General features: G+C 73.5%; 21 protein-coding genes. 5 read left to right on the top strand and 16 right to left on the bottom strand.

Going from position 1 to position 21,909, the window contains the following annotated elements; all coding sequences use genetic code 11:
* Positions 1-26 precede the first annotated feature (26 nt).
* The 4 genes from CAE01nite_RS11060 to CAE01nite_RS11045 all read left to right on the top strand — a co-directional run bounded on the left by CAE01nite_RS11060 (position 27) and on the right by CAE01nite_RS11045 (position 4,848).
* Entirely contained in the window at positions 27-1,448 is a 1,422-nt protein-coding gene (locus tag CAE01nite_RS11060; protein ID WP_186816551.1) for a sensor histidine kinase, read from the top strand.
* Positions 1,445-2,107 carry a response regulator gene (locus CAE01nite_RS11055; protein WP_146904196.1) on the top strand — a complete coding sequence of 221 codons (663 nt, stop codon included), beginning with the start codon at positions 1,445-1,447 and terminating at the stop codon, positions 2,105-2,107. Before CAE01nite_RS11060 ends, CAE01nite_RS11055 begins: the two co-directional genes overlap by 4 nt.
* A 235-nt stretch (positions 2,108-2,342) precedes the next feature.
* A complete protein-coding gene (locus tag CAE01nite_RS11050; protein ID WP_146904193.1) occupies positions 2,343-4,325 on the top strand; it encodes a coiled-coil domain-containing protein in 1,983 nt (660 codons plus the stop codon).
* A 100-nt stretch (positions 4,326-4,425) separates the two neighbouring features.
* On the top strand, positions 4,426-4,848 hold the full coding sequence (locus tag CAE01nite_RS11045; RefSeq protein ID WP_146904190.1) for a helix-turn-helix domain-containing protein: 423 nt from the start codon (positions 4,426-4,428) through the stop codon (positions 4,846-4,848).
* A gap of 84 nt (positions 4,849-4,932) precedes the next feature.
* On the opposite strand, the gene CAE01nite_RS11040 is transcribed toward CAE01nite_RS11045, so the two are convergent.
* The 12 genes from CAE01nite_RS11040 to CAE01nite_RS10985 all read right to left on the bottom strand — a co-directional run bounded on the left by CAE01nite_RS11040 (position 4,933) and on the right by CAE01nite_RS10985 (position 16,114).
* Positions 4,933-6,252 carry a sensor domain-containing phosphodiesterase gene (locus tag CAE01nite_RS11040; protein WP_146904187.1) on the bottom strand — a complete coding sequence of 440 codons (1,320 nt, stop codon included), beginning with the start codon at positions 6,250-6,252 and terminating at the stop codon, positions 4,933-4,935.
* 249 nt (positions 6,253-6,501) lie between these two features.
* Positions 6,502-7,677: a flagellar hook protein FlgE gene (locus CAE01nite_RS11035; protein ID WP_146904184.1), complete on the bottom strand. Its 1,176-nt coding sequence runs from the start codon at positions 7,675-7,677 to the stop codon at positions 6,502-6,504.
* 54 nt (positions 7,678-7,731) lie between these two features.
* Entirely contained in the window at positions 7,732-8,178 is a 447-nt protein-coding gene (locus CAE01nite_RS11030) for a flagellar hook assembly protein FlgD (RefSeq protein ID WP_146904181.1), read from the bottom strand.
* A gap of 126 nt (positions 8,179-8,304) precedes the next feature.
* The gene (locus tag CAE01nite_RS18775) at positions 8,305-9,873 is read right to left on the bottom strand and encodes a flagellar hook-length control protein FliK (protein ID WP_146904178.1); all 1,569 of its coding nucleotides are present in this window, start codon (positions 9,871-9,873) and stop codon (positions 8,305-8,307) included.
* A gap of 99 nt (positions 9,874-9,972) precedes the next feature.
* Positions 9,973-10,404: a flagellar FliJ family protein gene (locus tag CAE01nite_RS11020; RefSeq protein WP_146904176.1), complete on the bottom strand. Its 432-nt coding sequence runs from the start codon at positions 10,402-10,404 to the stop codon at positions 9,973-9,975.
* A complete protein-coding gene (locus tag CAE01nite_RS11015) occupies positions 10,404-11,738 on the bottom strand; it encodes a FliI/YscN family ATPase (RefSeq protein WP_146904173.1) in 1,335 nt (444 codons plus the stop codon). Before CAE01nite_RS11015 ends, CAE01nite_RS11020 begins: the two co-directional genes overlap by 1 nt.
* Positions 11,735-12,379: a FliH/SctL family protein gene (locus tag CAE01nite_RS11010; RefSeq protein ID WP_146904170.1), complete on the bottom strand. Its 645-nt coding sequence runs from the start codon at positions 12,377-12,379 to the stop codon at positions 11,735-11,737. The genes CAE01nite_RS11015 and CAE01nite_RS11010 overlap by 4 nt, the downstream gene beginning before the upstream one ends.
* The gene (fliG, locus tag CAE01nite_RS11005) at positions 12,372-13,373 is read right to left on the bottom strand and encodes a flagellar motor switch protein FliG (protein ID WP_146904596.1); all 1,002 of its coding nucleotides are present in this window, start codon (positions 13,371-13,373) and stop codon (positions 12,372-12,374) included. Before fliG ends, CAE01nite_RS11010 begins: the two co-directional genes overlap by 8 nt.
* A gap of 68 nt (positions 13,374-13,441) precedes the next feature.
* Positions 13,442-15,019 carry a flagellar basal-body MS-ring/collar protein FliF gene (gene fliF / locus CAE01nite_RS11000; RefSeq protein ID WP_146904167.1) on the bottom strand — a complete coding sequence of 526 codons (1,578 nt, stop codon included), beginning with the start codon at positions 15,017-15,019 and terminating at the stop codon, positions 13,442-13,444.
* The gene (gene fliE, locus CAE01nite_RS10995; protein ID WP_146904165.1) at positions 15,019-15,360 is read right to left on the bottom strand and encodes a flagellar hook-basal body complex protein FliE; all 342 of its coding nucleotides are present in this window, start codon (positions 15,358-15,360) and stop codon (positions 15,019-15,021) included. Before fliE ends, fliF begins: the two co-directional genes overlap by 1 nt.
* Entirely contained in the window at positions 15,360-15,773 is a 414-nt protein-coding gene (gene flgC / locus CAE01nite_RS10990; protein WP_146904162.1) for a flagellar basal body rod protein FlgC, read from the bottom strand. The genes fliE and flgC overlap by 1 nt, the downstream gene beginning before the upstream one ends.
* Positions 15,773-16,114 carry a flagellar basal body rod protein FlgB gene (locus tag CAE01nite_RS10985; RefSeq protein ID WP_146904159.1) on the bottom strand — a complete coding sequence of 114 codons (342 nt, stop codon included), beginning with the start codon at positions 16,112-16,114 and terminating at the stop codon, positions 15,773-15,775. Before CAE01nite_RS10985 ends, flgC begins: the two co-directional genes overlap by 1 nt.
* A 587-nt stretch (positions 16,115-16,701) precedes the next feature.
* Here CAE01nite_RS10985 and CAE01nite_RS10980 point away from each other — a divergent pair.
* On the top strand, positions 16,702-17,595 hold the full coding sequence (locus CAE01nite_RS10980; RefSeq protein WP_186816550.1) for a type IV toxin-antitoxin system AbiEi family antitoxin: 894 nt from the start codon (positions 16,702-16,704) through the stop codon (positions 17,593-17,595).
* Positions 17,596-18,095: 500 nt separating this feature from the next.
* Here CAE01nite_RS10980 and CAE01nite_RS10975 read toward each other — a convergent pair whose 3' ends face one another.
* From CAE01nite_RS10975 to CAE01nite_RS10960, 4 genes are all read right to left on the bottom strand, one after another.
* Positions 18,096-18,458: a hypothetical protein gene (locus CAE01nite_RS10975; RefSeq protein ID WP_146904153.1), complete on the bottom strand. Its 363-nt coding sequence runs from the start codon at positions 18,456-18,458 to the stop codon at positions 18,096-18,098.
* Positions 18,455-18,913: a flagellar export chaperone FliS gene (gene fliS, locus CAE01nite_RS10970; protein ID WP_146904150.1), complete on the bottom strand. Its 459-nt coding sequence runs from the start codon at positions 18,911-18,913 to the stop codon at positions 18,455-18,457. Before fliS ends, CAE01nite_RS10975 begins: the two co-directional genes overlap by 4 nt.
* A 34-nt stretch (positions 18,914-18,947) precedes the next feature.
* Positions 18,948-20,414: a flagellar filament capping protein FliD gene (fliD, locus tag CAE01nite_RS10965; protein WP_146904147.1), complete on the bottom strand. Its 1,467-nt coding sequence runs from the start codon at positions 20,412-20,414 to the stop codon at positions 18,948-18,950.
* Between the two features lie 163 nt (positions 20,415-20,577).
* A complete protein-coding gene (locus CAE01nite_RS10960; RefSeq protein ID WP_146904145.1) occupies positions 20,578-21,708 on the bottom strand; it encodes a flagellin N-terminal helical domain-containing protein in 1,131 nt (376 codons plus the stop codon).
* Positions 21,709-21,909: the final 201 nt, after the last annotated feature.

Genomic DNA, 21,909 nt, shown 5'->3' with positions numbered 1-21,909 from the left:
GCCGGCTGTGCCTAGGATCCGGACCCATGACCCCGCTCCGCAGCGCCGCGGGACGCCGTCCTGCCGCGGCGCTCGCGAGCCTGACGGCTGCGGTGGCCGCCCTCGTCACCGTCGCCGTCGCGACCCTGCCGTTCGTGCACTTCGCCTACCGGGCACCCGACCTGCGCGCCGTCGTGGAGACCGTCAACGCGGTCATCGCGCTGATGGTGGGCTACCTCGTCTACGGGCGCTTCCGCCAGGACCGCCGGCTGCAGGACCTCCTCCTGGGGCTGGCCCTGGGTACCGTCGCGGTGGCGAACCTCGTGCTCACGGCCGTCCCTGAGGCTCTGACCCTGGGAGCGGACACGAACCCGAGCCCGTGGGCGCCGCTGGCGGTCCGGCTCGTGGGGACGGCTCTGCTGACCGCGGCTGCGCTCGCCCCGGCACGCCGCAGCCTCCAGCCCCGCACCGCGCGGCTGCTGGTCCTGGGGCTGCTGGTCGTGGTGGGCGCTCTGGCCGCCGCCGGGCTGGCCTGGGGCGCGCGGCTCCCCGCTGCCGTCGACCCCCATCTGGTCGGGAGCGCCGCACGACCCTCGTTCGTCGCCCACCCCGTCGTGCTGGCCGTCCAGGTCGTCGGGGCCGCGCTCTACGCGTTCGCCGCGGTGGCGTTCGCCCGTCAGGCCGACAGGACACGCGACGAGCTGATCCGCTGGGTGGCCGCCGGCTGCGTGCTGGCGTCGTTCGCCCGCGTGCACTACCTGCTTCTCCCGTCGCTGTACACGCAGTTCCTGTACACCGGGGACCTGCTCCGCCTCGGGTTCTACGCCTTCCTGCTGGTCGGCGCCGCTCGCGAGATCACCACCTTCTGGCAGGCCAGGGCGCAGACCGCGGTGCTCGAGGACCGCCGACGCCTGGCGCGCGACCTGCACGACGGCCTCATCCAGGAGCTGTCGTACATCAGTGCACAGGCGCACCGCCTGACCGTCCGTCCGGGCGACCCCGTCACGGTCGAGCGGATCTCCGCGGCCGCCGGCCGCGCGGTGGACGAGGCACGGCGTGCGCTCGTCGCCCTGGCACGGTCCGACGACGAGCCGTTCCCCGTCGTACTCCGACGCGCCGTCGACGAGATGGCCGCACGCCACGACGTCAAGCTCGTCACCTCCCTGGACCGTCGCGCCCAGGCCGACGGTCCGCTGTCCGAGGCACTGCTGCGCATCACGGGCGAGGCGGTGCGCAACGCGGTACGGCACGGAGGCGCGGGGCGCATCGAGGTCGTGCTCGACGCCGAGCCGCTCGCCCTCACCGTGATGGACGACGGTGCCGGCTTCGACCTCGACAGCCCGCGCAGTCCGCACGGTGGCGGCTTCGGCCTGACGAGCATGCGCGAGCGCGCGACGGGTGTGGGGGCCATGCTCACCGTCGACTCCACACCGGGGAAGGGGACGACCGTGCGGGTGAGGTGGGTATGAGCAGGACGTTGCGGGTCGTGATCGCCGACGACCACGCGCCGACGCGGGAGATGGTGCGCGAGGCGCTGCAGGACGGCGGCTGCGAGGTTGTCGCCGAGGCGCGGACCGCTCCCGAGGCCGTGGTCGCGGCGCAGGAGCACCGGCCCGACGTGTGCCTGCTCGACATCCACATGCCCGGCAGCGGCCTGCTGGCCGCCGCGGACATCACGCAGTCCCTCCCCGAGACTGCGGTGGTCATGCTGACCGCGTCCCGCGACGACGAGGACCTGTTCGCGGCCCTGCGTGCCGGCGCGTCGGGCTACCTCCCCAAGGACATGGACCCCGAGCAGATCGCCCCGTCGTTGCGCGGCGTGCTGGCCGGCGAGGCAGCCCTGCCGCCCTGGCTCGTCCTGAAGGTGATGGAGCAGTTCCGCACGGAGCAGCCCCGGCGCCTGCCGAGCCTGCGGCCGAAGCCGAAGCACGCGACGTCGCAGCTCACGCCGCGGGAGTCGGAGATCCTGGCGCTCATGTCCGAGGGCATGTCCACCGAGGAGATCGCCGGCAGGCTCTTCGTCGCCCAGGTGACGGTGCGCACCCACATCTCGACGATCCTCAAGAAGATGCGGGTGCCGGACCGCGCGGCCGCGGTCCGGCTGGCCGCTGAGGAGGCCGGGCGTTGAGACGTCGAGGTGTTGAGGTGTTGAGGCGTTGAGATCCGATCTCAACGCCCCTGAGGCCTTGCAGTGGTAGCCGTGCGCGCCTCCGCTGGATAACGTTTTTCTCGACAGGCCGTGACGCACTTCCCCGGGACATCAGCTGGTCGCTCCGCCCCCGGGGAGCGCGTGGCGAGAACGGATGCGGTCGTCACGCTCCTCGGACCGAGGGGCTCCCACCCCGTCGAGGAGATCCTTCGTCATGTCTGCACGCACCCAGCGCACCGCCCGCCGCGTCGCCTCCGCCCTCGTCCTGCCCGGTCTGTTCGCCGGCATGCTGACGTTCGCCTCGCCCGCCACCGCGACGACCGCGACGTCGGGCGTCTGCAACGGCGTGATGAACCAGCTGGCGCACCGCGGCATGGTGCAGCCGAACCTGCTCAAGGCCGCGGCGCGCCAGAACGCCGAGCAGATCGCGACGCTCACCGCCGAGCGGACCGCCCTGGTGACGACGCAGAACACCCTGACGGCCCAGATCAAGGCAGCCGAGGCGGAGATCGCGGCGCTGGACGCGGAGTACGCCACGCTGGTCGGGAAGATCGACACCGCGACGATGTCGCTGACCAAGCTCGAGGCCGACAAGGCGACGCTGACCGCGGCGATCGCCGCGGCGAACACCGAGCTGACGGCGCTGCAGGGCCAGAAGACGACGCTGGTCAACCAGATCACCCCGCTGCAGACGCAGCTCGCCGGCGCCCAGAGCGACCTGGACGGCCTCAAGGCGCAGAAGGACGCGGCGGTCGGCAGCCTGGCGACCAAGGAGGCCGACCTGGCCGCCGCCACGACCCGCCTGCAGACCCTGACCGGCGCGGCGACCGCGGCGCAGAACACGGTCAACGCCCAGCTGGCCCTGATCAGGACGGCCACGCAGGAGCTGGCCGCGCTGGTCGCTCAGGGCGCCGCGGCACAGTCCCTCGTGGACGCGGCGGAGAAGAACCTGGCCAACGCCCGTGCGGCACTGCCGGCGCTGGAGACGGCTGCCAAGACGGCGGACACCAACGCCGCCACGGCGACCGCCGCCGTCGTCAAGGCCGAGGAGAACCTGCGTCTGGCGCAGCAGAGCGTGACGACCCTGCGCCAGCAGATCGGCACCATCGAGGCCCGTCTCCCCGTGCTGAAGACCGAGATCGCGGGCCTGGAGGGTGACCTCACCACGAAGAACGCGGAGATCGCCGCGAAGCAGCGCGAGATCGCCGCCGCCACCGCGACGCCGGTCGCCGACGCCGCGGGGCTGCGGACCCAACTGGCCGCCCTGGAGGCCGAGCTCGCAGCGATCAAGGGCAACGCGGACAAGAAGAAGCAGGAGCTGAACGCCTCGATCACGGCCAAGAAGGCGGAGATCGCCGCCGCGGAGCAGCAGGCCACGAACAAGACGGCGCTGATCACCGCCCTGAACGGCGACCTCACCAAGCTGCAGGGCCAGCTGGCCACGCTGAACTCGCAGCTGTCGGCCAAGCAGCAGGAGAGCAGCAACCTCCAGCAGCAGCTGCTCGGCCTGCAGACGAGCCTGGCCGGCGCGAACGCCCAGGTCACCAGCGCGACCGACACGCTGGCCGACGCCAGGACGGCGCAGACCGCCGCGAGCACGGCCCTGAGCGACGCCAACGCCGCCGTCACCGCGAAGAAGGTCGAGATCGCCGCCCTCGAGGCAGCGCTGCCCGGCCTGACCGGCGACCTGACCGCCGCGAAGGCGGAGATCACCACGAAGCAGGGCGAGCTCACGGCCCTCCAGGACGCCCTGCCGGGCCTGCAGGCGACGCTCACCGCCGCGAACACCGCCGTCACGAACGAGACCGCCGAGGTCACCCGCCTCGACGGTGAGGTTGCCAGGCTCGTCACGACGCTCGGCACCCTCAACACCTCGATCACCGCCGCGGAGAACAGCATCCTGTCGCTGCAGAACCAGCTCACGCCCCTCCAGACCTCGCTGAACACGCTCAACAAGGCGATCAGCGACAAGGAGGCGGCGCTCACCACCGCCAAGGCCGACCTGAACGCCGTCGACGCCAAGATCGTCACCGAGTCCGCGACCCTGCGGACCCTGGAGAGCGCCAAGAAGGTCAACCGCGACGCGGTCGCCGCGCAGAAGACGGTCCTGGCCGGCCTGCAGGCGCAGTACAAGACGGTCCTCGACCGCATCGCCTCCATCGACGGGACGATCGCGCTCGGCGGCTGCCTGGTCTGACGCCGCACCGTCAGTGGCACGAGCGAAGGCCCCCGGACGCACCGGGGGCCTTCGCTCGTCCGGTGCCGGACCCGTACCCGTGACTGGAAGGAGCCCGACCGTGCCGACCGACCGTCCGGCCGGCACCGGCACCCCGGCGGGCGACCTCTCGCTGCGCGACGCCGCGCTGCTGTACGCCGTCGCCCTCAGGACGCTGCGCACCAGGGTCCGCTGCGGCCAGATACCCGGCTACAAGGTCCGCGGGATCCGCGGGCACGAGTGGCGCGTGAGCCGCGACGCCCTCGACATCTCCGGTCTCGCCGCCCGCCCGGCAGTCACGACGGCGGCCGGTGAGCGCCCCGGTCGGGTCGCGGCCCTGGAGCTCGAGCTCGAGCTCGCTCGGCTCGCCCTCCGTGCTGAGAGCGCTCGGGCCGACCGGGCCGACCAGGAGCTCGGCTTCGCGCTGCTGGAGTGCGGCCGCCTGCGAGCGGCGTTGCGTCGGGCGGAGAGCATGCTCGGGTCCACCGTCGCCGCTCGACCGTGACCGACCTCGCGCGCCCGTGACGTACGCGCTCTGCGAGACCCGTGCCCACGTCCCGAGCGCCGAGGTCCCCAGGTCCCCGTCCCGTCAGACCCCCTCGGGTGCCCGCCGCGGCGTCGGCGGGCCCGGGCACGTCGTGCGCTCGGGGAGGCCGAAGGTGGCCGGCGGTGCGGGGCGACCCAGGTGGAAGCCCTGCCCGTGGCCGACGCCCAGCGACGCCAGCGTGTCGAGCTGGGCGGCGGACTCGATCCCCTCGGCGATCACGGTCGCACCGGTCTGCCGGGCGAACTGGCACATCGCCAGGGTGAGCGACTGCCGTGCGGGGTCGTGGTCGATCCCGCGGATGAGCTCCAGGTCGAGCTTGAGGATGTCCGGGCCCAGGGCCACGATCCGGTGCAGCCCCGCGTAGCCGGACCCGGCGTCGTCGACGGCGACACGGGCGCCGCCGGCGCGCAGGGCGGCGACGACCTGGGACACGTCGACGTGACTGCTGACCTCGGTCTGCTCGGTCAGCTCGACGACCAGGCGGTGCAGCGGCAGCGTCGGGATCCGGGCGGCGAACTCGCCCGAGCACAGGACTGCCGCGGAGAGGTTGACCGCGAGGTACTCGTCGGCCGGGAGACCCGGCAGGTGCCGCACGGCGGCGTCGAGGGCGGCCAGCTCCAGTGCGGTCCCCAGGCCCGACGCGGCCGCACGGGAGAACCACACGTCCGGCGACCCCTCGCCGAACCGGGTCAGCGCCTCGAAGCCCACCCGGCGACCGGTGCTCAGCTCGACGATGGGCTGCAGCGCCGTGGTGAAGTCCTGCCCCCCGATCACCGCGAGGATCTCGGCCCGGGCGGCCGACTGCTCCTCGCGGGCCCGCGAGCCGGCGGCCAGCGAGCCGGCGAGCAGCGCGGACAGCAGGCGCAGGGCTCCGAGGTGCTGCTCGGACAGCTCGGGCATCGGGTCGGCGCTGAACGCGCACAGGGTCCCGTAGAGGCGGCCGTCCGGGAGCGTGATGGGCACGCTGAGGTGGGCACCCACCGGCAGGACCCGGGTGACCGGCAGGGCGGCGGCCTCGAGGTTCGCCCCGGCGTCGGTCATCAGGCTCGGCAGGCGGCCGTCGACCACGCGCTGGCAGAAGGTGTCCTCGAGCCGGTGGGCGGCGCCGACCCGCACCGGTCCGTGGCCGTCGTCCGCGACGTGGCGGAACACCCGCAGGTCCTCGGTGAACTCGCCGACGAAGGCGACGTCCATGCCGAGGAACTCGCGCGCCCCGGCGAGAGCGGCCTGGATCAGCTCGTCGGCGGGGCCCGCCGCGCCGTCGTCCGCCGCGTCGCCGGCCGGATGTCCCGGTGCACCGGCCGCTGCGGCGGCCCGGACCTGCACGACGGTAGGACTGCGCTTTCCGGTCACCTCGGACATCCACTCTCCCCCAAGAGCTCAGCGACGCACCGGACCTGGCCGTCGCGACGACGTCGCCCGTCCGACCGGAGCCGGCTGTCCACGTGCGCGACGGCCGGCCGATCCGCGGTGCACCCTAAGGCCCCGACGTGCACCGGACGAAACCGGAGGGAAAGTCGCGCGAAAGCACGACCGCACCACTGCACGACGAGAGCAGGACGCCGGCGACCGCGGGTGCGGTCGCAGGCGTCCTGCCGTCTGCAGCGGGGATCAGCGCTTGAGGTTGACCAGCTCCTGCAGCAGCTCGTCCGACGTCGTGATGACGCGGGAGTTCGCCTGGAAGCCGCGCTGGGCGATGATCAGGCTGGTGAACTCGCTGGACAGGTCGACGTTCGACATCTCCAGCGCGCCCCCGGCCAGGGACCCCCGCCCGCCGGTGGCCGCGGTGCCGATCATCGGCTCACCGGAGTTGACCGAGGTCCGGAAGAGCGAGCTGCCGGCCTTGGACAGACCGGTCGGGTTGGCGAAGCTCGCCAGGGCGATCTGGCCGATGGCCTGCTTGAGGCCGTTGCTGAACGACCCCATGAGCGTGCCGTCCGCGTTCAGGGAGAACGACTGGAGGCTGCCGGCCTCCCGGCCGTCCTGCGACGCCGCCTCGACCGAGGTGATGCCGGCGTAGCCGGTCAGCGTGCTCAGGTCGACGGTCACGCCGGGTCCGCCCGCGATCGTCGCCGGGCCGGTCAGCGCACCCCGATCGGTGAACGTCATCGGCTGCGGGCCGCCCGAGAAGGGGGTCTGGACCGTCCAGCCCGTCGCGGCCTTGGTGAAGGTGACGGCGAGCGCGCTGGCGTTGCCGCGGTCGTCGTAGACGTCGATCGTGCGGTTCAGCACCGTGTCGACGGCGGCGTCGGACGGCAGGTTGCCCTTGAAGTCCACGCCCTGGGTGGCCTTGGCGCCCATGAGCGTCGTGATCGGCAGCTGCAGGGTGTCCAGCGCGCCGGTCGTGTCGACGGCGCCGTCGGCGTCGGCGGCCCAGCCCTGGACGAGCGAGCCGTCGGCCGTGACCAGCTGACCGAGGGAGTCGAAGTTGAACGACCCGGCACGGGTGTACATCTGCTCCGCACCGTTGCGGACCGTGAAGAACCCGTCGCCGTTGATCATCATGTCGGTGCTGCGGTTGGTCAGCTGCGACGAGCCCTGCTGGAAGTTCGTGGTGATGCCCGCGACCCGGACGCCGAGCCCGACCTGCGCCGGGTTCGTGCCACCCGCGACGCCCTGCTGCGCGCCGCCCGCGTTCGTCAGGACCTGGGAGAGCGTGTCCTGGAACTGCGTCTGGGACGCCTTGAAGCCGGCGGTGTTGACGTTGGAGATGTTGTTGCCGGTGACGTCGAGCATGGTCTGGTGTGCGCGGAGGCCGCTGATGCCGGAGAAGAGCGAGCGAAGCATGGAGAGGTCCGTTCCTTCGGTGGTCTGTGACGGGTCGTCGAGCGGGTGGCGCGGTCAGGCGGCCGGGGTCGGGCGGCGCACGGAGAGCGCCGAGACCGCGTCGAGCGCGACCTCCACGCCGTCGACCGTGACGGTGGGCACGGTGCCGGCGAACGAGACGGTGGTCGCCGTCCCGGTGACCGTCGTGGTGCCGTCGGGGCCGAGGTAGCTGACGTCCTGGCCGACCATGCCCGCGGCGTTCGCGCGCATCTGGAGCGCGAAGCTCTCGCGCTGGGTGGTGGACAGCTCCGTGAGCGACTCCATGGACGCCATCTGGCTGGTCTGCGTCATCAGCGAGTCGCTGTCCATCGGCTTGCTCGGGTCCTGGTTGCTCATCTGGGCGATCAGGAGCTGGAGGAACGCCTGCTTGCCGAGCTTGGAGGGGTCCTTGGCGGCGCTCGCCTCGACGGCCGCGGCGGAGTAGATGCCGCCGCTGGCCGAGGTGATGCTGTCGATGCTCACTGGCGGTCCTCCGTGGGGTCGGGCACATGGGTCGAGCTGCGGGTCGTGCTGGTCGAGCTGGTCGTCCGGGGTCCGGCTGGTGGAGCGAGGTCCGGCTGGTGGAGCGGGGTCCTGCTGGTGGAGCGGTCAGACCGTGACGTCCAGCCCGCGTCCACCGGTCCCGGCGGACGCGGGAGCGCCGTCGGGCCCGGCCGGCCCGGTGCTGCGACCGGCCGACGAGCCACCGGTGGAGCGCCCGCCGTCCTGCTTGCGGTCACCGGCCGGGCCGTTGCCGTTCCAGCCGGTGTCCGTGGAGGTTCCGGTGGACTGACGTCCCGACCCGAGAGAGATATCGGCCGGCAACCCCGCCGCGATGAGGTCTCTGCGCAAATCGGGCAAGGCGACCTTCAGCGCCTCCCGCGCGCCGTCGGTCGCACCGAGGAGCTCGATCCGCACGCCCTCCGCGCCGATGTGGGCCCGCACGCGGACCGGGCCGATGCTGTCGGGGCTGACTCGGACCACCATGACGTGCTCGCCCGCCGCCGCCGTGCGCAGCGAGGCGATCGGCGCGGTGAGCTGCGTCGCCACCGCGCGCTCCACCAGGGCGGCGGGCGTCGGGAGCGCTGCGGCTGCGGCGGGCGGCGTGGACGGGGCGGTCGTGACGGGCGCCAGGGCCGGCTGCCCGGCTCGCGCGGCGGCTGCGTCGACCGCCGGGGCGCCGGGGGCGGCGGCCGACGCGGCGGTCGACACGGCCGCGTCCGCCGGGAGCCCTGCCGCCGCCCCGGCTCCCGCGGCCGCGGTGTCCGCAGAGCCCGCGAGCCCGAGGGCGGTCGCCGTGGTCACGCCGGGCTGCTGCGCCGGAGCGGTCGTCGTGGGTGCACCGGGCACCGCCGGTACGGCGGCGTCCCCGGACGTCGGCGTGGCAGCCGGGTCCACAGGCGTGACGCCGTCGGCGCCGGCCACGGTGGTGGCGCCATCGGTGACCGTCGTGGTGGCGGTGGAGGCGCCCGGAGGCGTGAGGGGCGCCGCCCCGGCGGCCCGTCCCAGCGCAGCGGCGGCCGCCAGGGCGGTCGCCGGCAGGGCGAGGGCGGTGGTGGCCTCCGCGGTGGTGGGCTCCGTGGCGGCGGGCTCGGCGCCCTCCGCCGCGGTCGTCGCGGGGGCGGCCGTCGTCGACGCGTCGCCGGTCGGTGCGGTCGGTACCGCCGTCGTGCCGGCGGCGTCGGGGGCGCCCGCCGCGGGCGCCGTGGTGCCGACAGGCCCGTCCGCGGCCGGCGTCGGGACCGGCGTGGCCGGCTCGTCACCGGCGACGCCGTCCGCGCGGTCCGCCGTCTCCCCCACTCGGTCGGCCCGGTCCGTCGGCTCGCCCCGGTCCGTCCGGTCGGCCCGGTCCGTCCGGTCCGTCCGGTCGGCCCGATCCGTCCGGTCGCTCCGGTCCGTCCGGTCGGTGCGCTCGCGGCCGGCGATCTCGCGGCGGTCCGCACGGTCTGCGCGGTCCGGGCGGCCGACGTCGCGGTGGTGGTCGCGCTGGTGGTCGCGGGCGCCGGTGCGGTCGGCCGGACGCGCGGCGGCGGCGTCGCCCGCGCGGTCGGGTCGCTCCGCGTGGTGACCGAGGACGGCGGCGAAGTCGTCCGCGCGCTCGGCGGCACCGGGGCGCGTGCGGCCGCCGGCGAGGGGGTCGGCTCGGCCGGTTGCCGGGGCGATCGCCTGCAGGTTCATGTGTCGAGCTCCTCGGTCAGGGGTGCGGCGGGGGCGTCAGCCGGGGCCGACGGGGGCCCGGCGGGGTGCAGCGGGTGGCCCCGGGCGGGGCCGCGGCCATCAGGGACCTGCCAGATCGGCGCGCGCCCGGCGGGACGCGATCTCGTCGAGGGCGATCTGCTCGGCCCGGCCGTCCTCGACCGCGACGGCCTCGCGGTGCTTGTCGCGGAGCTTCTCGAGGCCGACGGAGCGCCCGCGGGCGGCCGACCAGTCGGCGGTGTCCTCGCCGACCCGGTACCCGGCGTCCGCGACCGCGACGCCGGCGTCCGCCACCAGGTGCGCGAGCGCCGCCCGGCCGGTGAGCGCCAGCCGCCACTCCCGTGACCCGGCGGTCTCGGGAACGGTGTGGCCGACCAGCGACGCCAGCGTGTCCCGCCGACGCTGCTCCGCCGCGCGCAGCGCCGCGTGGGACGCGGCGAGCCGGGCGGCCGCCTGGTCCTCCTGGAGCTCGCGCAGGCGGAGCAGACCGGCCAGGCGGAACGCACGCTCCATCAGGCGACCCCGAGCCGGCCGACGAGGCGCGCCAGCCGCTGCCAGGAGTCGGACGCGGGGACCTGCTCGTCCATGCCCTGCCGCAGGAAGTCGTCGATCTCGTCGGCGTGCGTGACCGCGGCGTCGACCAGCGGGTTGGTCCCGGCGGCGTACGCACCGACGTCGAGCAGGTCCTGGGCCTGGCGGCGCGCGGCCATGACGGTCCGCAGCGCGGTGGCCAGCCCCTTCTGGTCGCGGGTGGTGACGCGCGAGGCGACCCGGGAGATCGAGCCGAGCGCGTCGATGCTGGGGAAGTGACCGGCCGTGGCGAGCTTGCGGTCCAGGACGATGTGGCCGTCCAGGATGGACCGGGCGGCGTCCGCGACCGGCTCGTTGTGGTCGTCGCCGTCCACCAGGACGGTGTAGAGGCCGGTGACCGAGCCCGTCTCGCCGGTGCCCGCGCGCTCGAGCAGCTGGGCGAGCACGGAGAAGGTCGACGGCGGGTACCCGCGGGTCGCGGGCGGCTCGCCGACGGACAGGCCGATCTCGCGCTGTGCCATGGCGACGCGGGTGAGCGAGTCCATCATCAGGACGACGTCGGCGCCGCCGTCGCGGAAGGACTCCGCGATGCGGGTGGCCAGGAACGCCGAGCGCAGGCGGACCAGCGCCGGCTCGTCGGAGGTGGCGACCACGACGACGGAGCGGGCCAGGCCCTCGGGACCCAGGTCGTCCTCGAGGAACTCGCGGACCTCGCGACCGCGCTCGCCGACCAGGGCGATGACGGTGAGCTCGGCGTCGGTGCCGCGGGCGATCATCGACAGCAGGCTGGACTTGCCGACGCCGGAGCCGGCGAACAGACCCATGCGCTGCCCGCGTCCCACGGCGGTGAGGGTGTCCATGACGCGCACACCCAGGCTGAGCGGGGTGTCGACGCGGGCCCGCGTCATGGCGTTCGGGGCGGTCCCGGCGACCGGGACGGAGCCGGCCGCGGCGAGCGGGCCCTTGCCGTCGATCGGTCGGCCGAGGCCGTCCAGCACGCGACCGAGCAGGCCGTACCCGACCGGTGCGGTCAGCGAGCGACCGAGGCTGCGCACCGGGGTGCCGGCCCGCAGGCCGTCGAGCGGGCCGAGCGGCATGCAGCGCGCGCCGTCGCGGGTGGTGGCGACCACCTCGGCGAGCACGCCGCCGCCGTCGGTGTCGGGGTCGCCGATGCGCACGAGCCCACCGACCGGGCAGTCGACGCCGGCGACCTCGACGGACAGCCCGACGACGGTGCGCACGGTGCCCACCCGCTCCGGTGCGGCGGCGCCGAGCGCCGTCTGCCAGCGGGTGCTGCGGGTCAGGGACGCGCTCACGCGAGGTCCCCCGGCAGCGTGTCGACCGCGGCGAGGGCCCGCGCGGCGCGCTCGACCGCCGTGGAGATGCGGGCGTCGAGGAACCCGTCCGCCAGCTCGCTGACCGCGTCCCCGGGCCGCAGGGACCCGTCCGCGACCAGCTGCACGCCGGCGGGCACCGCGGCCCCGGCAGCCGTGACGGCGGCCAGGTCGGACGGGTGCAGCCTCACGGTGTGGACGCCGGCGTCGAGCGGCAGGCTCAGCGCACGGGCCAGCGCCGCGCGGGCCCGGTCGGCGCCGTCCGCGAGCTCGGCGCCCAGCACGGCCTGCGCGAGCAGCACCGCACCCTCGTCGAGCGTGGCCGCGGCGTCCTGGAGGACCGGCGCGGTCCGTGCGGCGGCCGCCTCGGCGGCACGGCGCAGGACGGCGACCGCACCGGCGACCTGCGCCGCGCGGGCCTCCTCGGCGGCGGCGTGCTCGGCGAGCAGCGCCTCCCGCTGGGCACGGGCGGCCTCCGCCGCGGCGCGGGCGCCGGCGGCCCAGCCCGCGGACCAGCCGGCGGCGCGGGCCTGCTCGGCCTGCGCGGACGTGCGGCCGGCGCCCGTGTCGAGCACCCCGCCGACCGGCGCGGGCCGGAACGGTGCGGTGACCTGCTCAGACATACTCGTCCTCGCCCTCGCGACGGATGACGATCTGGCCGGTCTCCTCGAGGCGGCGGATGGCCTGGACGATGCCGGCGCGCGCCTCCTCGACCTGCGACAGGCGCGTCGGGCCGAGCATCTCGATCTCCTCGACGAGGTTCTCGCGGGCACGCTCGGACAGGTTCGTGAGGATCTTGTCGCGCACCTCGTCGGCCGCGCCCTTGAGCGCCACGGACAGGGCCGCGCTCTCGATGCCGCGCAGCACGAGCTGGACAGCGCGGTCGTCGAGCATGACGACGTCGGCGAACACGAACATGCGGCTGCGGACCTCGTCCGCGAGCTCCTTGTCCCGGATCTCGAGCCCCTCGAGGATCAGCTTCTCCGTGCCGGGGTCGGCGCGGTTGATGATGTCGACCAGCGGCTGCACGCCGCCCACCGCGGACGTCTCCTGCGGCGAGAGCACCGAGGACGCCTTGCGCTGCAGCGTCTCGGCGACGACCGCCACGACGTCCGGCGAGGCGCGCTCCATCAGCGCGATGCGGTGGGCCACCTCCGCCTGGTTCTCCGGCGCGAGGCCGGCCATGATCGCCGAGGCGTGCTCGGGGCGCAGGTGGGCCAGCACGAGCGCCATGGTCTGCGGGTGCTCGCCGTTCAGCAGGGACAGGATCTGCTTGGCGTCCGCGTGCTGCAGGAACTCGAACGGCTGGCCGGCCATCGCGGCCGCGAGCCGGTCCATCACGCTGGCGGCGCGCTCGGCGCCCAGCGACGCCTCGAGCAGCTCCTGCGCGTAGGACAGACCACCGCGGGCGATCAGGCTGGGCCCCTGGATGGAGACCGCGTGGAACTCCTCGACGACGCTCTCGACGGTCGCGCTGTCGATGCTCTCGAGCCGGACGATCTCGGCGGTGATCTCGTCGATCTCCGTCTCGCCGAGCTGCGCCAGGACCTTGGCCCCGCGCTCCCGGCCGAGCTGCATGATGACGACGGCGGCCTTCTGGATGCCGTTGAGGGTCATGGCGGGCTTGGGCTTGAGGGCCGCGGCCGGCACGACGGCGGTCTCGGTGTCCTCGACGACGGCGACGGTCATCGCTTGCTCCCTTCCACGAGCCAGCCTCGGAGCAGATCGGCGACCTCACCCGGCGACTCGTCCGCCAGCGCGCCGATCTCGGCGCGGCGGACGGCGGACTCGTCGACCACCGGCTCGGGGGCCGGCAGGGCGAGGGCGGTGTCGGTCGGGTCGAAGGGCAGCTGCGGCGCCTCGACGATCTGCAGCTCGCCCAGGTCCAGCGCCTCGCGGCGGGCCCGGCGGGACCGGCGCTTGGCCATGATCAGCGCGACCAGCAGGAGCAGGACGACGCCACCGGCGATCGCCGCGGTGCGGTACAGCTCGGCCTGCTGGGCCGCCTTCTCCTCGGCCGCGGCGGCCGCGAGGGCCTCCTGCGCGGCCTCGGCGGACTGGGTGTCGAAGGCCATCCGGGCGACCTCGACGGTGTCGCCGCGGGCGACGTCCACCCCGGCGGCAGCGGTGACGAGCGCCTCCAGGTCGACCATGTTGATGGCGGCGGCTGCCCCGGCGTCCACGACGACCGAGACGGACTGGCGCTGGACGCTGCCGGGCGCCGTCGTGGTGTGCTCGGTGACCTTGTTGACGGCGGGGTTCAGGACCTCGGTCTCCTTGAGGTAGCTGCTGTCGCCGGCGCCACCACCGGGCACCGCGATGTTGTCCGGGCCCAGGACGCCGCCCACGGGGGCGCCGCCGGCGCCCGTGTACTCCTCGCGGGTCGTGGAGGACGACAGCGGCGGGACGTCCGCGGTCGCGTCGAAGGTCTCGCTGGTGCGGTCGGTGTTGTCGTAGTTGAGGTCGGCGGTGACAGCGACGACGGCCTTGCCGACGCCGACCACGCGGTCGAGCATCGTCTGGACGGACGCGGCGACGCGGGTCTCGTACTCCCCCGTCTGCTGGTCGGCCAGCCCCCCGGCGGTCGAGCCGCCGATCGCGGACAGGACGGTGCCGTCCGCGTCGATGACGGCGACGTCGGTGGGGTTCATGCCGGGGATGCCGGACGAGACCAGGTGGACGATCGCCTGGACCTGGCCGGCCTCGAGGTCGACGCCCTGCTTGGTCTCGACGAACACCGACGCGGTGGGGTCGGCCTGCTCGTCGACGAACACCGACTCCTCGGGCACCGCGAGCTTGACGGTCGCCGTCTTGACGCCGGCGATCGCGCCGATGGTCTTGGAGAGCTCGCCCTCCATGGCCCGCTGGTAGGTGACCTGCTGCTGGAACTCCGAGGCGGTCATGCCCATGTCGTCCAGGAGCGAGTAGCCGCCCTCCTCCGAGTCGGCCGGCAGCCCGGCCGCGGCGACGCTGATGCGGGTCGCGTAGAGCTTGTCCGCCGGGACCAGGATCGTCCCGCCGCCGTCGGCGAGCTCGTAGGCCACGCCCTCGCCCTCGAGCTGGTCGACGATCGCGCTGGCGTCGGCCGCCGATACGCCCGAGAACAGCGGGCTCATGGTCGGCTTGCTCATCCAGCTCGACAGGGCGACCAGGCCCAGCACGAGGCCGGCGACGCCGATGATCGCGAGCGTGCGCTGCGCGAGGCTGAACTGGCCGGCGACGCCCTTGGCGCGCTCGAGCAGTGCGGTGATCTGGGTGGGCATCAGGCCTGCATCCTCATGATCTCGGTGAAGGCCTCGACGGCCTTGTTGCGGACCGCGGCGGTCAGCTCGAGGGCGACCTTCGCCTGGCTCGAGGCGACGGTGTAGTCGTGCACGTCGTCCAGGTCACCGGTGACGGCCTTGACGGCCAGGTCGTTCGACGTGGACTGCGCCCGCTGCAGGCTGTCGACGGAGCCGGCCAGCGCGGCGCCGAAGGCGGCGTCCGTACCCGAGGCGGCTCCCGCCGCACCGCCCGCCGTCGAGGTGGCGCCCAGGGCGTCCAGCGCCCCGAGGTAGCCGGTGCCGGTGACGCCGGAGACGGCGCCGATCGCGGGGATGGACATCAGGACCGTCCGATCTGCAGTGCTGCCTGGTAGGACTCCTTGGCCCGGTCCACGACCGCGGCGTTCGCCTGGTAGCCGCGCTGCGCCATGATCAGCTGCGTCATCTGGCTCGACATGTCGATGTCGGGGTACTTGACGTACCCGCCCTCGTCGGCAAGGGGGTGGTCGGGCTCGTAGACCATGCGGCCCTCGGCGTCGCCCAGGGCGATGCCCTGCACCCGGACGCCGGCGCCGTCGTCGGTGTCGTTGCCGTAGTTGGCCGCCTCCGCGACGACGTACTTGGCCTGGTAGGCCGCCTCGTTCGTCGAGCGGACCGTGTTCATGTTGGAGAGGTTGTCGCTGACCGCGTCGATCCACTTGCGGTAGACGGTCAGGCCGGTGCTCGCGATGCCGATCGCGCCGAAGACGGTCATCAGCGCGACCCCATCGCGATCCGCAGCGACGAGAACTGGCCGTCGACGGCCTGCGAGGCCAGCTGGTAGCGCAGCTGCGTGTCGACGTTGAGCAGCGTCTCGGCGTCCAGGTTGACGTTGTTGCCGTCCTCGCGGGTCGGCTCGAGCGAGCGCGCGACGGACGGCGTCACCGCGCCGGAGCCGCCGGAGACGGCGGCGGCGAGGGAGTCCTCGAAGGCGACCCGACCGGCGAGGAAGCCGGGAGTCTGGATGTTGGCGACGTTGTCGGCGATGACGCGCTGGCGCAGCGCGAGGCCGTCCAGGGCGCTGTTCAGCGCGACGGAGGTCACGGAGTCGAACACAGGTGGGCCACCTTGAGGAAAGCAGGTGAAGTCGGCCGATCCGTGGCCTTCGAGGCGAGCGATCCGTGCTCACGCTGCTCATCGGGCGTGGGCGGGTGGGTGTGAGGGGTTTGTCCGAGTCGTCTCCCGCCCCCGCGCCGCACCACCCGCCCGCCCCTCCCCTGCCCGCTCCTCCCCTCCCGCTCCTCCCCCACCCGCCCCCCGCTTCCCCGTCCGCCCCTCACCCCTCCGCCGAGTGCGACGTTCCCGCCCCTTCCCCTCGCCCGAACGGTCCACGACGTCACACTCGCGCCGCCGCCGCCGCCGACGCCGGCGCCGGGCCGGGGCCGGGGCCGAGGCCGGGGCCGACCCTGGCCACGCGCTGGCCCGCTCCGCCGTCGAGTGCGACGTTTCGGCCCTCTGAGTCCTTGAGAAAGGTCCACGAGGTCGCACTCGGCCCAAGCGGGACGCCGGGGGGCCCAGCGAGGTGCGCCGGGCCGGTGAGGGACGGCGTACCGGGGCGTCCCCAGGCGGCCGGCGCGGCCCGTCGTCCACCGGCACGCTCGGCGCGTCGGAAGCCGACTGTGGCAGCGGCCGACGCTGCCGTGGTGCCCCGTCCCCCCGCTGCCGTTCCCCGCGAGCTGGCGCTCCAGCCCTTCTCGCGGCGCACCGCGCTCGAGCACGCGGTGACCGACCGCACCTTGCGTGGGCCGTCGTACCGCTCGGTCCTGCGCGGGGCGCACGCCTGCGCCGACCTGCACCTCACGTACGGGCACCGCATCCGTGCGGCTCGCGCGGTACTGCCGCCGCAGGCCGTGCTCGGCGGACGGTCGGCGTTGTGGGCGTGGGGAGTCCGCCTGGCCGAGCCCGACGAGCCGGTCGAGGTCGTGCTCCCACCGACCGCTCGGGTGCGCAACCGTGCCGAGATCCGAATCCGTGCTGACGTCCTCCGACCGGGCGAGGCGGTCCCCTCCCGATGGGGACCGGTGACCACACCCGCGCGCACCGCCTTCGACCTGGGCAGACGCGGCGTCTTGCGGCAGTCGGTCCCGTTGCTCGACGCGCTCGCCCGCGCCACCGGCGTCACCGCCGAGGACGTCGACCGGCTGGCCAGCGAGCACCGCGGCGCTCGGCACCTCACGCGGTTGGCACCGGCGCTGACCGAGATGGACGGGCGAGCAGAGTCGCTCCGGGAGTCGCTCCTGCGGCTGCTGGTCGTCGAGGCGGGCTTCCCGCGGCCGACACTGCAGCACACGGTCCGTGACGCCGGCGGACGCTTCGTCGCGCGCGTCGACCTCGCATGGCCGGAGCTGAGGTTGGCGCTCGAGTACGACGGCAGCCACCACGACGACCCGGGCCGGATCGCGCTCGACCGCCGACGGCTCAACGCGCTGCACACGTGCGGATGGCGGACGCTCGTGATCGACCGTCACCAGCTGCGCGACGAGGCTCGCGTGGTCGACATGATCCGCATCCTGCGCAAGGCAGCGGCCGGCTCCTGAGCCGTCACCTCACCTCTCCGCGGCCGACACGTCCGCATCCGCCACCGATCGCCGAGTGCGACGAAGTGGACCCGTGCTGGCACGAACCGAGTCCACGACGTCACACTCGCCGGGGCCGGCCGGCCGGCTCGGCTGAGTGCGCGGGTCGTGGAGTGCGACGTTGCGGACCCTGAGCGAGACCGGAGCGGTCCACGACGTCGCACTGAGCGGGAGGAATTGGACGCCTCGGCTGAGTCAGCGGGCGACGTCGTCGAGTGCGACGTTGCGGACCCTTGGTGAGACTGGAACGGTCCGCGACGTCGCACTGGGCGGGAGAGGTTGGACGGGTCGGCTCAGTCAGCGGACGTCGTCGTCGAGTGCGACGTTGCGGACCCTCGGTGAGACGGGAGGGGTCCACGACGTCGCACTCGGCGGGAGGGGTCGGACGCGTCGGCTCGGTCAGCGGGCGTCGTCGTCGAGTGCCCCGTCGCGCTCGGCGACGGGGGGACGGGTGGAGGGTGTCAGCCGGCGGTGTCGATGTAGACGGGGCCGGACTCGGCCGTGGCGCGCATGCCCTCGACCGCGCGCAGCTGACGGCGGCTGTGCGCAGCGGCCTCCGCGAGCTGGCGTGCGACCCGCACCTGACGGTCGAGCAGCGCCTTCGCGCGGTCGACCAACGGCGCGGGGAGCTGGCCGAGACCTGTGGGCGGCTGCCAGCCCGACCCGACGCCGGCGACCGCGGCGACGTCGACGGCGCCACGGGTGTGCGCGGCTCGCAGCAGCGCCTCGGCCTCGTCGACGCTCATCTCGAGCTCGGCCAGGGCATCGGTCCATGCCGCGGACCATGCGGGCGACCCCGCGGGTCGCGGCAGGACGGCGGTCATCCGACGCCGAGCTCCCCGCCCATGGTCGACTCACCGAAGAAGGAGCCGGGGCGCTGGGTCGGGATGACGGGCGCGGCCGACGCGGCGACCGTGGCGGCCGCCTCGTGCCAGGCGTCGCGCAGGGGGATGACGATCGACGCGCAGGCGGCCACACGGTCGGCGTCGCCGTCGATCGAGGCACCGACGAGCTCGCGGAGCAGGTACATGTACAGCTCCATGAGGCTCTTGCCGCCGTCCCACACCTCCACGTCGAGAGTCGACGAGAGGCTGCCGACGATCTCCTGGGCGTGCCCGAGCAGGTCGCTCGCCTGGGCGCGCTCGCCCTTGCGCAGCGCGAGCTCCGCCCGGTTGATGTCGAGCACCAGGCGGTCGTACAGCATCGTGAGGATCTGCTGGGGGCCGGCCGTCGCGACGGTGTCGGCGAGGAAGCGGTTGCGCGTCATGGTGTAGTTCATGGTCAGGTCTCCGGGGTCCGCGGGTTCGGGCGCGCTACTTGTTGGCGCTCAGGGACTCGAGCTGCGACGTCAGCCAGTTCGCCTGGGAGTTGATGTTGCTCAGCGAGACCTCCAGCGACGAGTACGTCCGCTCGAGCGTCCGGCGGCGCAGCGCGAGCCGGCTGTCCCAGTTGTCGACCTGCTCGCTGAGGTTCTTCGCCAGGCTCTGCTGACCCTTGATCTTCTGGGACAGCGAGCCGACGGTGGGGTCCGACAGGTCCTTGGCCGTCTTCTCGACGCGCGTGGCGATCTCGGTGAGGACCTTCTGCGTCCGGACCGGGTCGGCCACCAGGGCCGCGGAGAACTTCGACTCGTCGAACGAGAACGTGCCGTCCTTGGCGAGGTTGATCCCCACGGTCGCAGGGGACACGAGAACCTTCCCCGTGGCCGGGAGCGTCGCGTCCACGCTGACCGGCAGGGACGCCGCCGACGTGACGGACTGACGGACCTGGCGGGTCGCGCTGTCGGCCGAGAGCACACCGCCGGAGACGACCTGCCGCCCGTCGCTGGACGTGGTCGTCGTCACCTTCGTGCGCGAGGCGACCTCGGACAGCACCGTGCCGATGTTCGTCACCAGGTCGGACCCGAGCTTCTTGAGCGCGGCGTCGTCGCGTCCCACGGTGACGGTGACCGACTTCTTCAGCGGGTCGGTCTCCACGGCGGAGACGGTGAAGCTCACGCCGGCGACGACGTCCTTGAACGTGTTCGACGCGGACGTCACCTCAGACGCGGCGGCGGTGCCGCTCCACAGCGTGACCTTGGCGTCCTGGGCGACGGTGATCGCGGCGCCGCCCGCCGGACCGTTGTCCGCGGCTGCGGTGCCACGCCCGAGGAGCCGCGTCGCACCGCTGACCGTCGTCGCGGTGACGGCTCCCCGGTGGAGGTCGAAGGCCGAGGCGTCGCCGGTGTCCTTGCCGGTGAGCTGGACCTTGGTGGCGCCGTTGACGGTCACGAGCGTCGCGCTGACGCCTGCGCCGGCCTTGTTGATGGCACCGGCGAGCCCGGGGAGGTCCGTGACGTCCGTCAGGTCGATCTTCGTGAAGGTCGCCGAGGCGGCGTCCTTGCCCTTCATGAGCGTGAGCTCGGTGGGAGGCGGCGTCCCGACGAAGTCCGCCAGCTTCGACACGTTGCCGCTGACCGAGGTCTGGCGGGTGGCGACCCGGTCGACGGTGAACGTCAGGGTCGAGGGAAGTGCGGTGCCGGCGGCGGTCGCGGTGACCGACGGCGTGCTGCTGGACGCCGTGACCGCCTGCCACGAGGTCGCCGACGCCGCCTTGGCTGCCGAGTCCTTCAGGGACGAGAGCTTGGTGTTGAGGGACTGCAGCGCGGACACGAGACTCTCCGCCTTGGTGACCTTGCTCTTGAGCAGAGTCTGCGGCGCCGCCTCCAGCTGCATCAGCTGGCCGATCATCTCGGTGGTGTTGATACCGCTGACCAGCCCGTCGACAGCCATCCCGGCCATGCGTGTCCCCCTCGTGCGTGTGGTGCCGAGGCGATGGTGCCCCCGGTAGGTAGCGCACCGGCGGTGGGCTGACTGGTCGTCTGCCCACCGCCGGTGCGGTCATGCGGTCGTGCGGTCCTGCTGCGCAGTCATGCGGTCATCCGGTGGCCCCCAGGGCCCTGGATCACTGCAGGAGCTGCAGCACACCCTGCGGGATCGACTTCGCCTGCGCGAGCATGGCGGTGCCGGCCTGCGACAGGATCTGCGAGCGGCTGAACTTCAGGGTCTCCTGAGCCATGTCGGTGTCGCGGATCCGGCTCTCGGACGCGGACAGGTTCTCCACCGCGACGTTGAGGTTGTTGATGGTGTGCTCGAAGCGGTTCTGCACGGCACCCAGGTCGGACCGGGTCGTGGAGACCTTCTTGATCGCGCCGTCGATCGCGTCGATGGCCTTGTTCGCGCCACCGCCCGTGATGACCTCGGAGGTCGCAGCCGCACCGAAGACGGTCGCGCTGGTGGCGATCGCGGCGCCGCCCAGCGACACCTTGCCGAACTCGTTGACCGTGGCGGTGTAGTCGGTGTTCTTCAGCGCCGTGTCCACGGCCTTCTGCACCAGCTCGTGGTTCTTCTTGGCCGCGGCGGGGGTGCCCGCAGCGTCCCAACCCGAGGACAGGTCGACCGCGAAGCTCTTGCCGTCGACCTCGATGGACGTGGCACCGGCCGTACCGGGAGCGGTCGCGGACGAGAGGTCCACGACACCGCTGTACTGCGTCGCGTTGGCGGTGACGTCGACGTCGGCCACACCCAGGCCGGTGGCGCTCATGTTCTGGGCGACCTTGACGTCGATCTTCTCGCCGACGTTGGCGCCGACCTGGAACGTGCCCTCGTAGCCGCCCTTGAGCAGCTCCTGGCCGTTGAACTTCGTGGTGTCGGCGATGCGGGTGAGCTCCGACTTGAGCTGCTTGACCTCGGACTGGATGTTGCCCTTGGCCTCGGCGTTCAGCGCGCCACCGTTCGACGCCTGGACCGAGAGGTCACGCATGCGCTGCAGGATGGAGTGCGTCTCGTTCAGGGCGCCCTCAGCGGTCTGGACGACGGAGATGCCGTCCTGAGCGTTGCGGATGCCCATCTTGATGCCGCCGATCTGGGAGCGCATGCCCTCGGAGATCGCCAGGCCGGCCGCGTCGTCCGCAGCGCGGTTGATGCGGAAGCCGGACGAGAGCTTCTCCAGGGACTTGCCCAGGTCGTTCTGCGTGGTGTTGAGGTTGCGGTACGCGTTGAGCGCCGCGACGTTCGTGTTGATCGAGAGAGCCATGATGATTTCCTCCGTGTGTTGGCCCGAACCTGCTGTCCCGCCTTCCATGGCCGGACACCTTGCTCATCGGGTCCTCCCCCGGCCGAGTGAGGAATTGCCCGGACGAGTTCTCGGGTGACCCGTTCGGCCCAACGCCCCACCGCACCGCGCCCGCCGCGCATGCGCCCGCGTGCGTGCCCGGGTACGCCGAGAGCGACGTCG

The sequence above is a fragment of the Cellulomonas aerilata genome, from assembly GCF_007991755.1.
Taxonomy (GTDB): Bacteria; Actinomycetota; Actinomycetes; order Actinomycetales; family Cellulomonadaceae; genus Pengzhenrongella; species Pengzhenrongella aerilata.
This window is presented reverse-complemented; position numbering and strand designations above follow the sequence as displayed.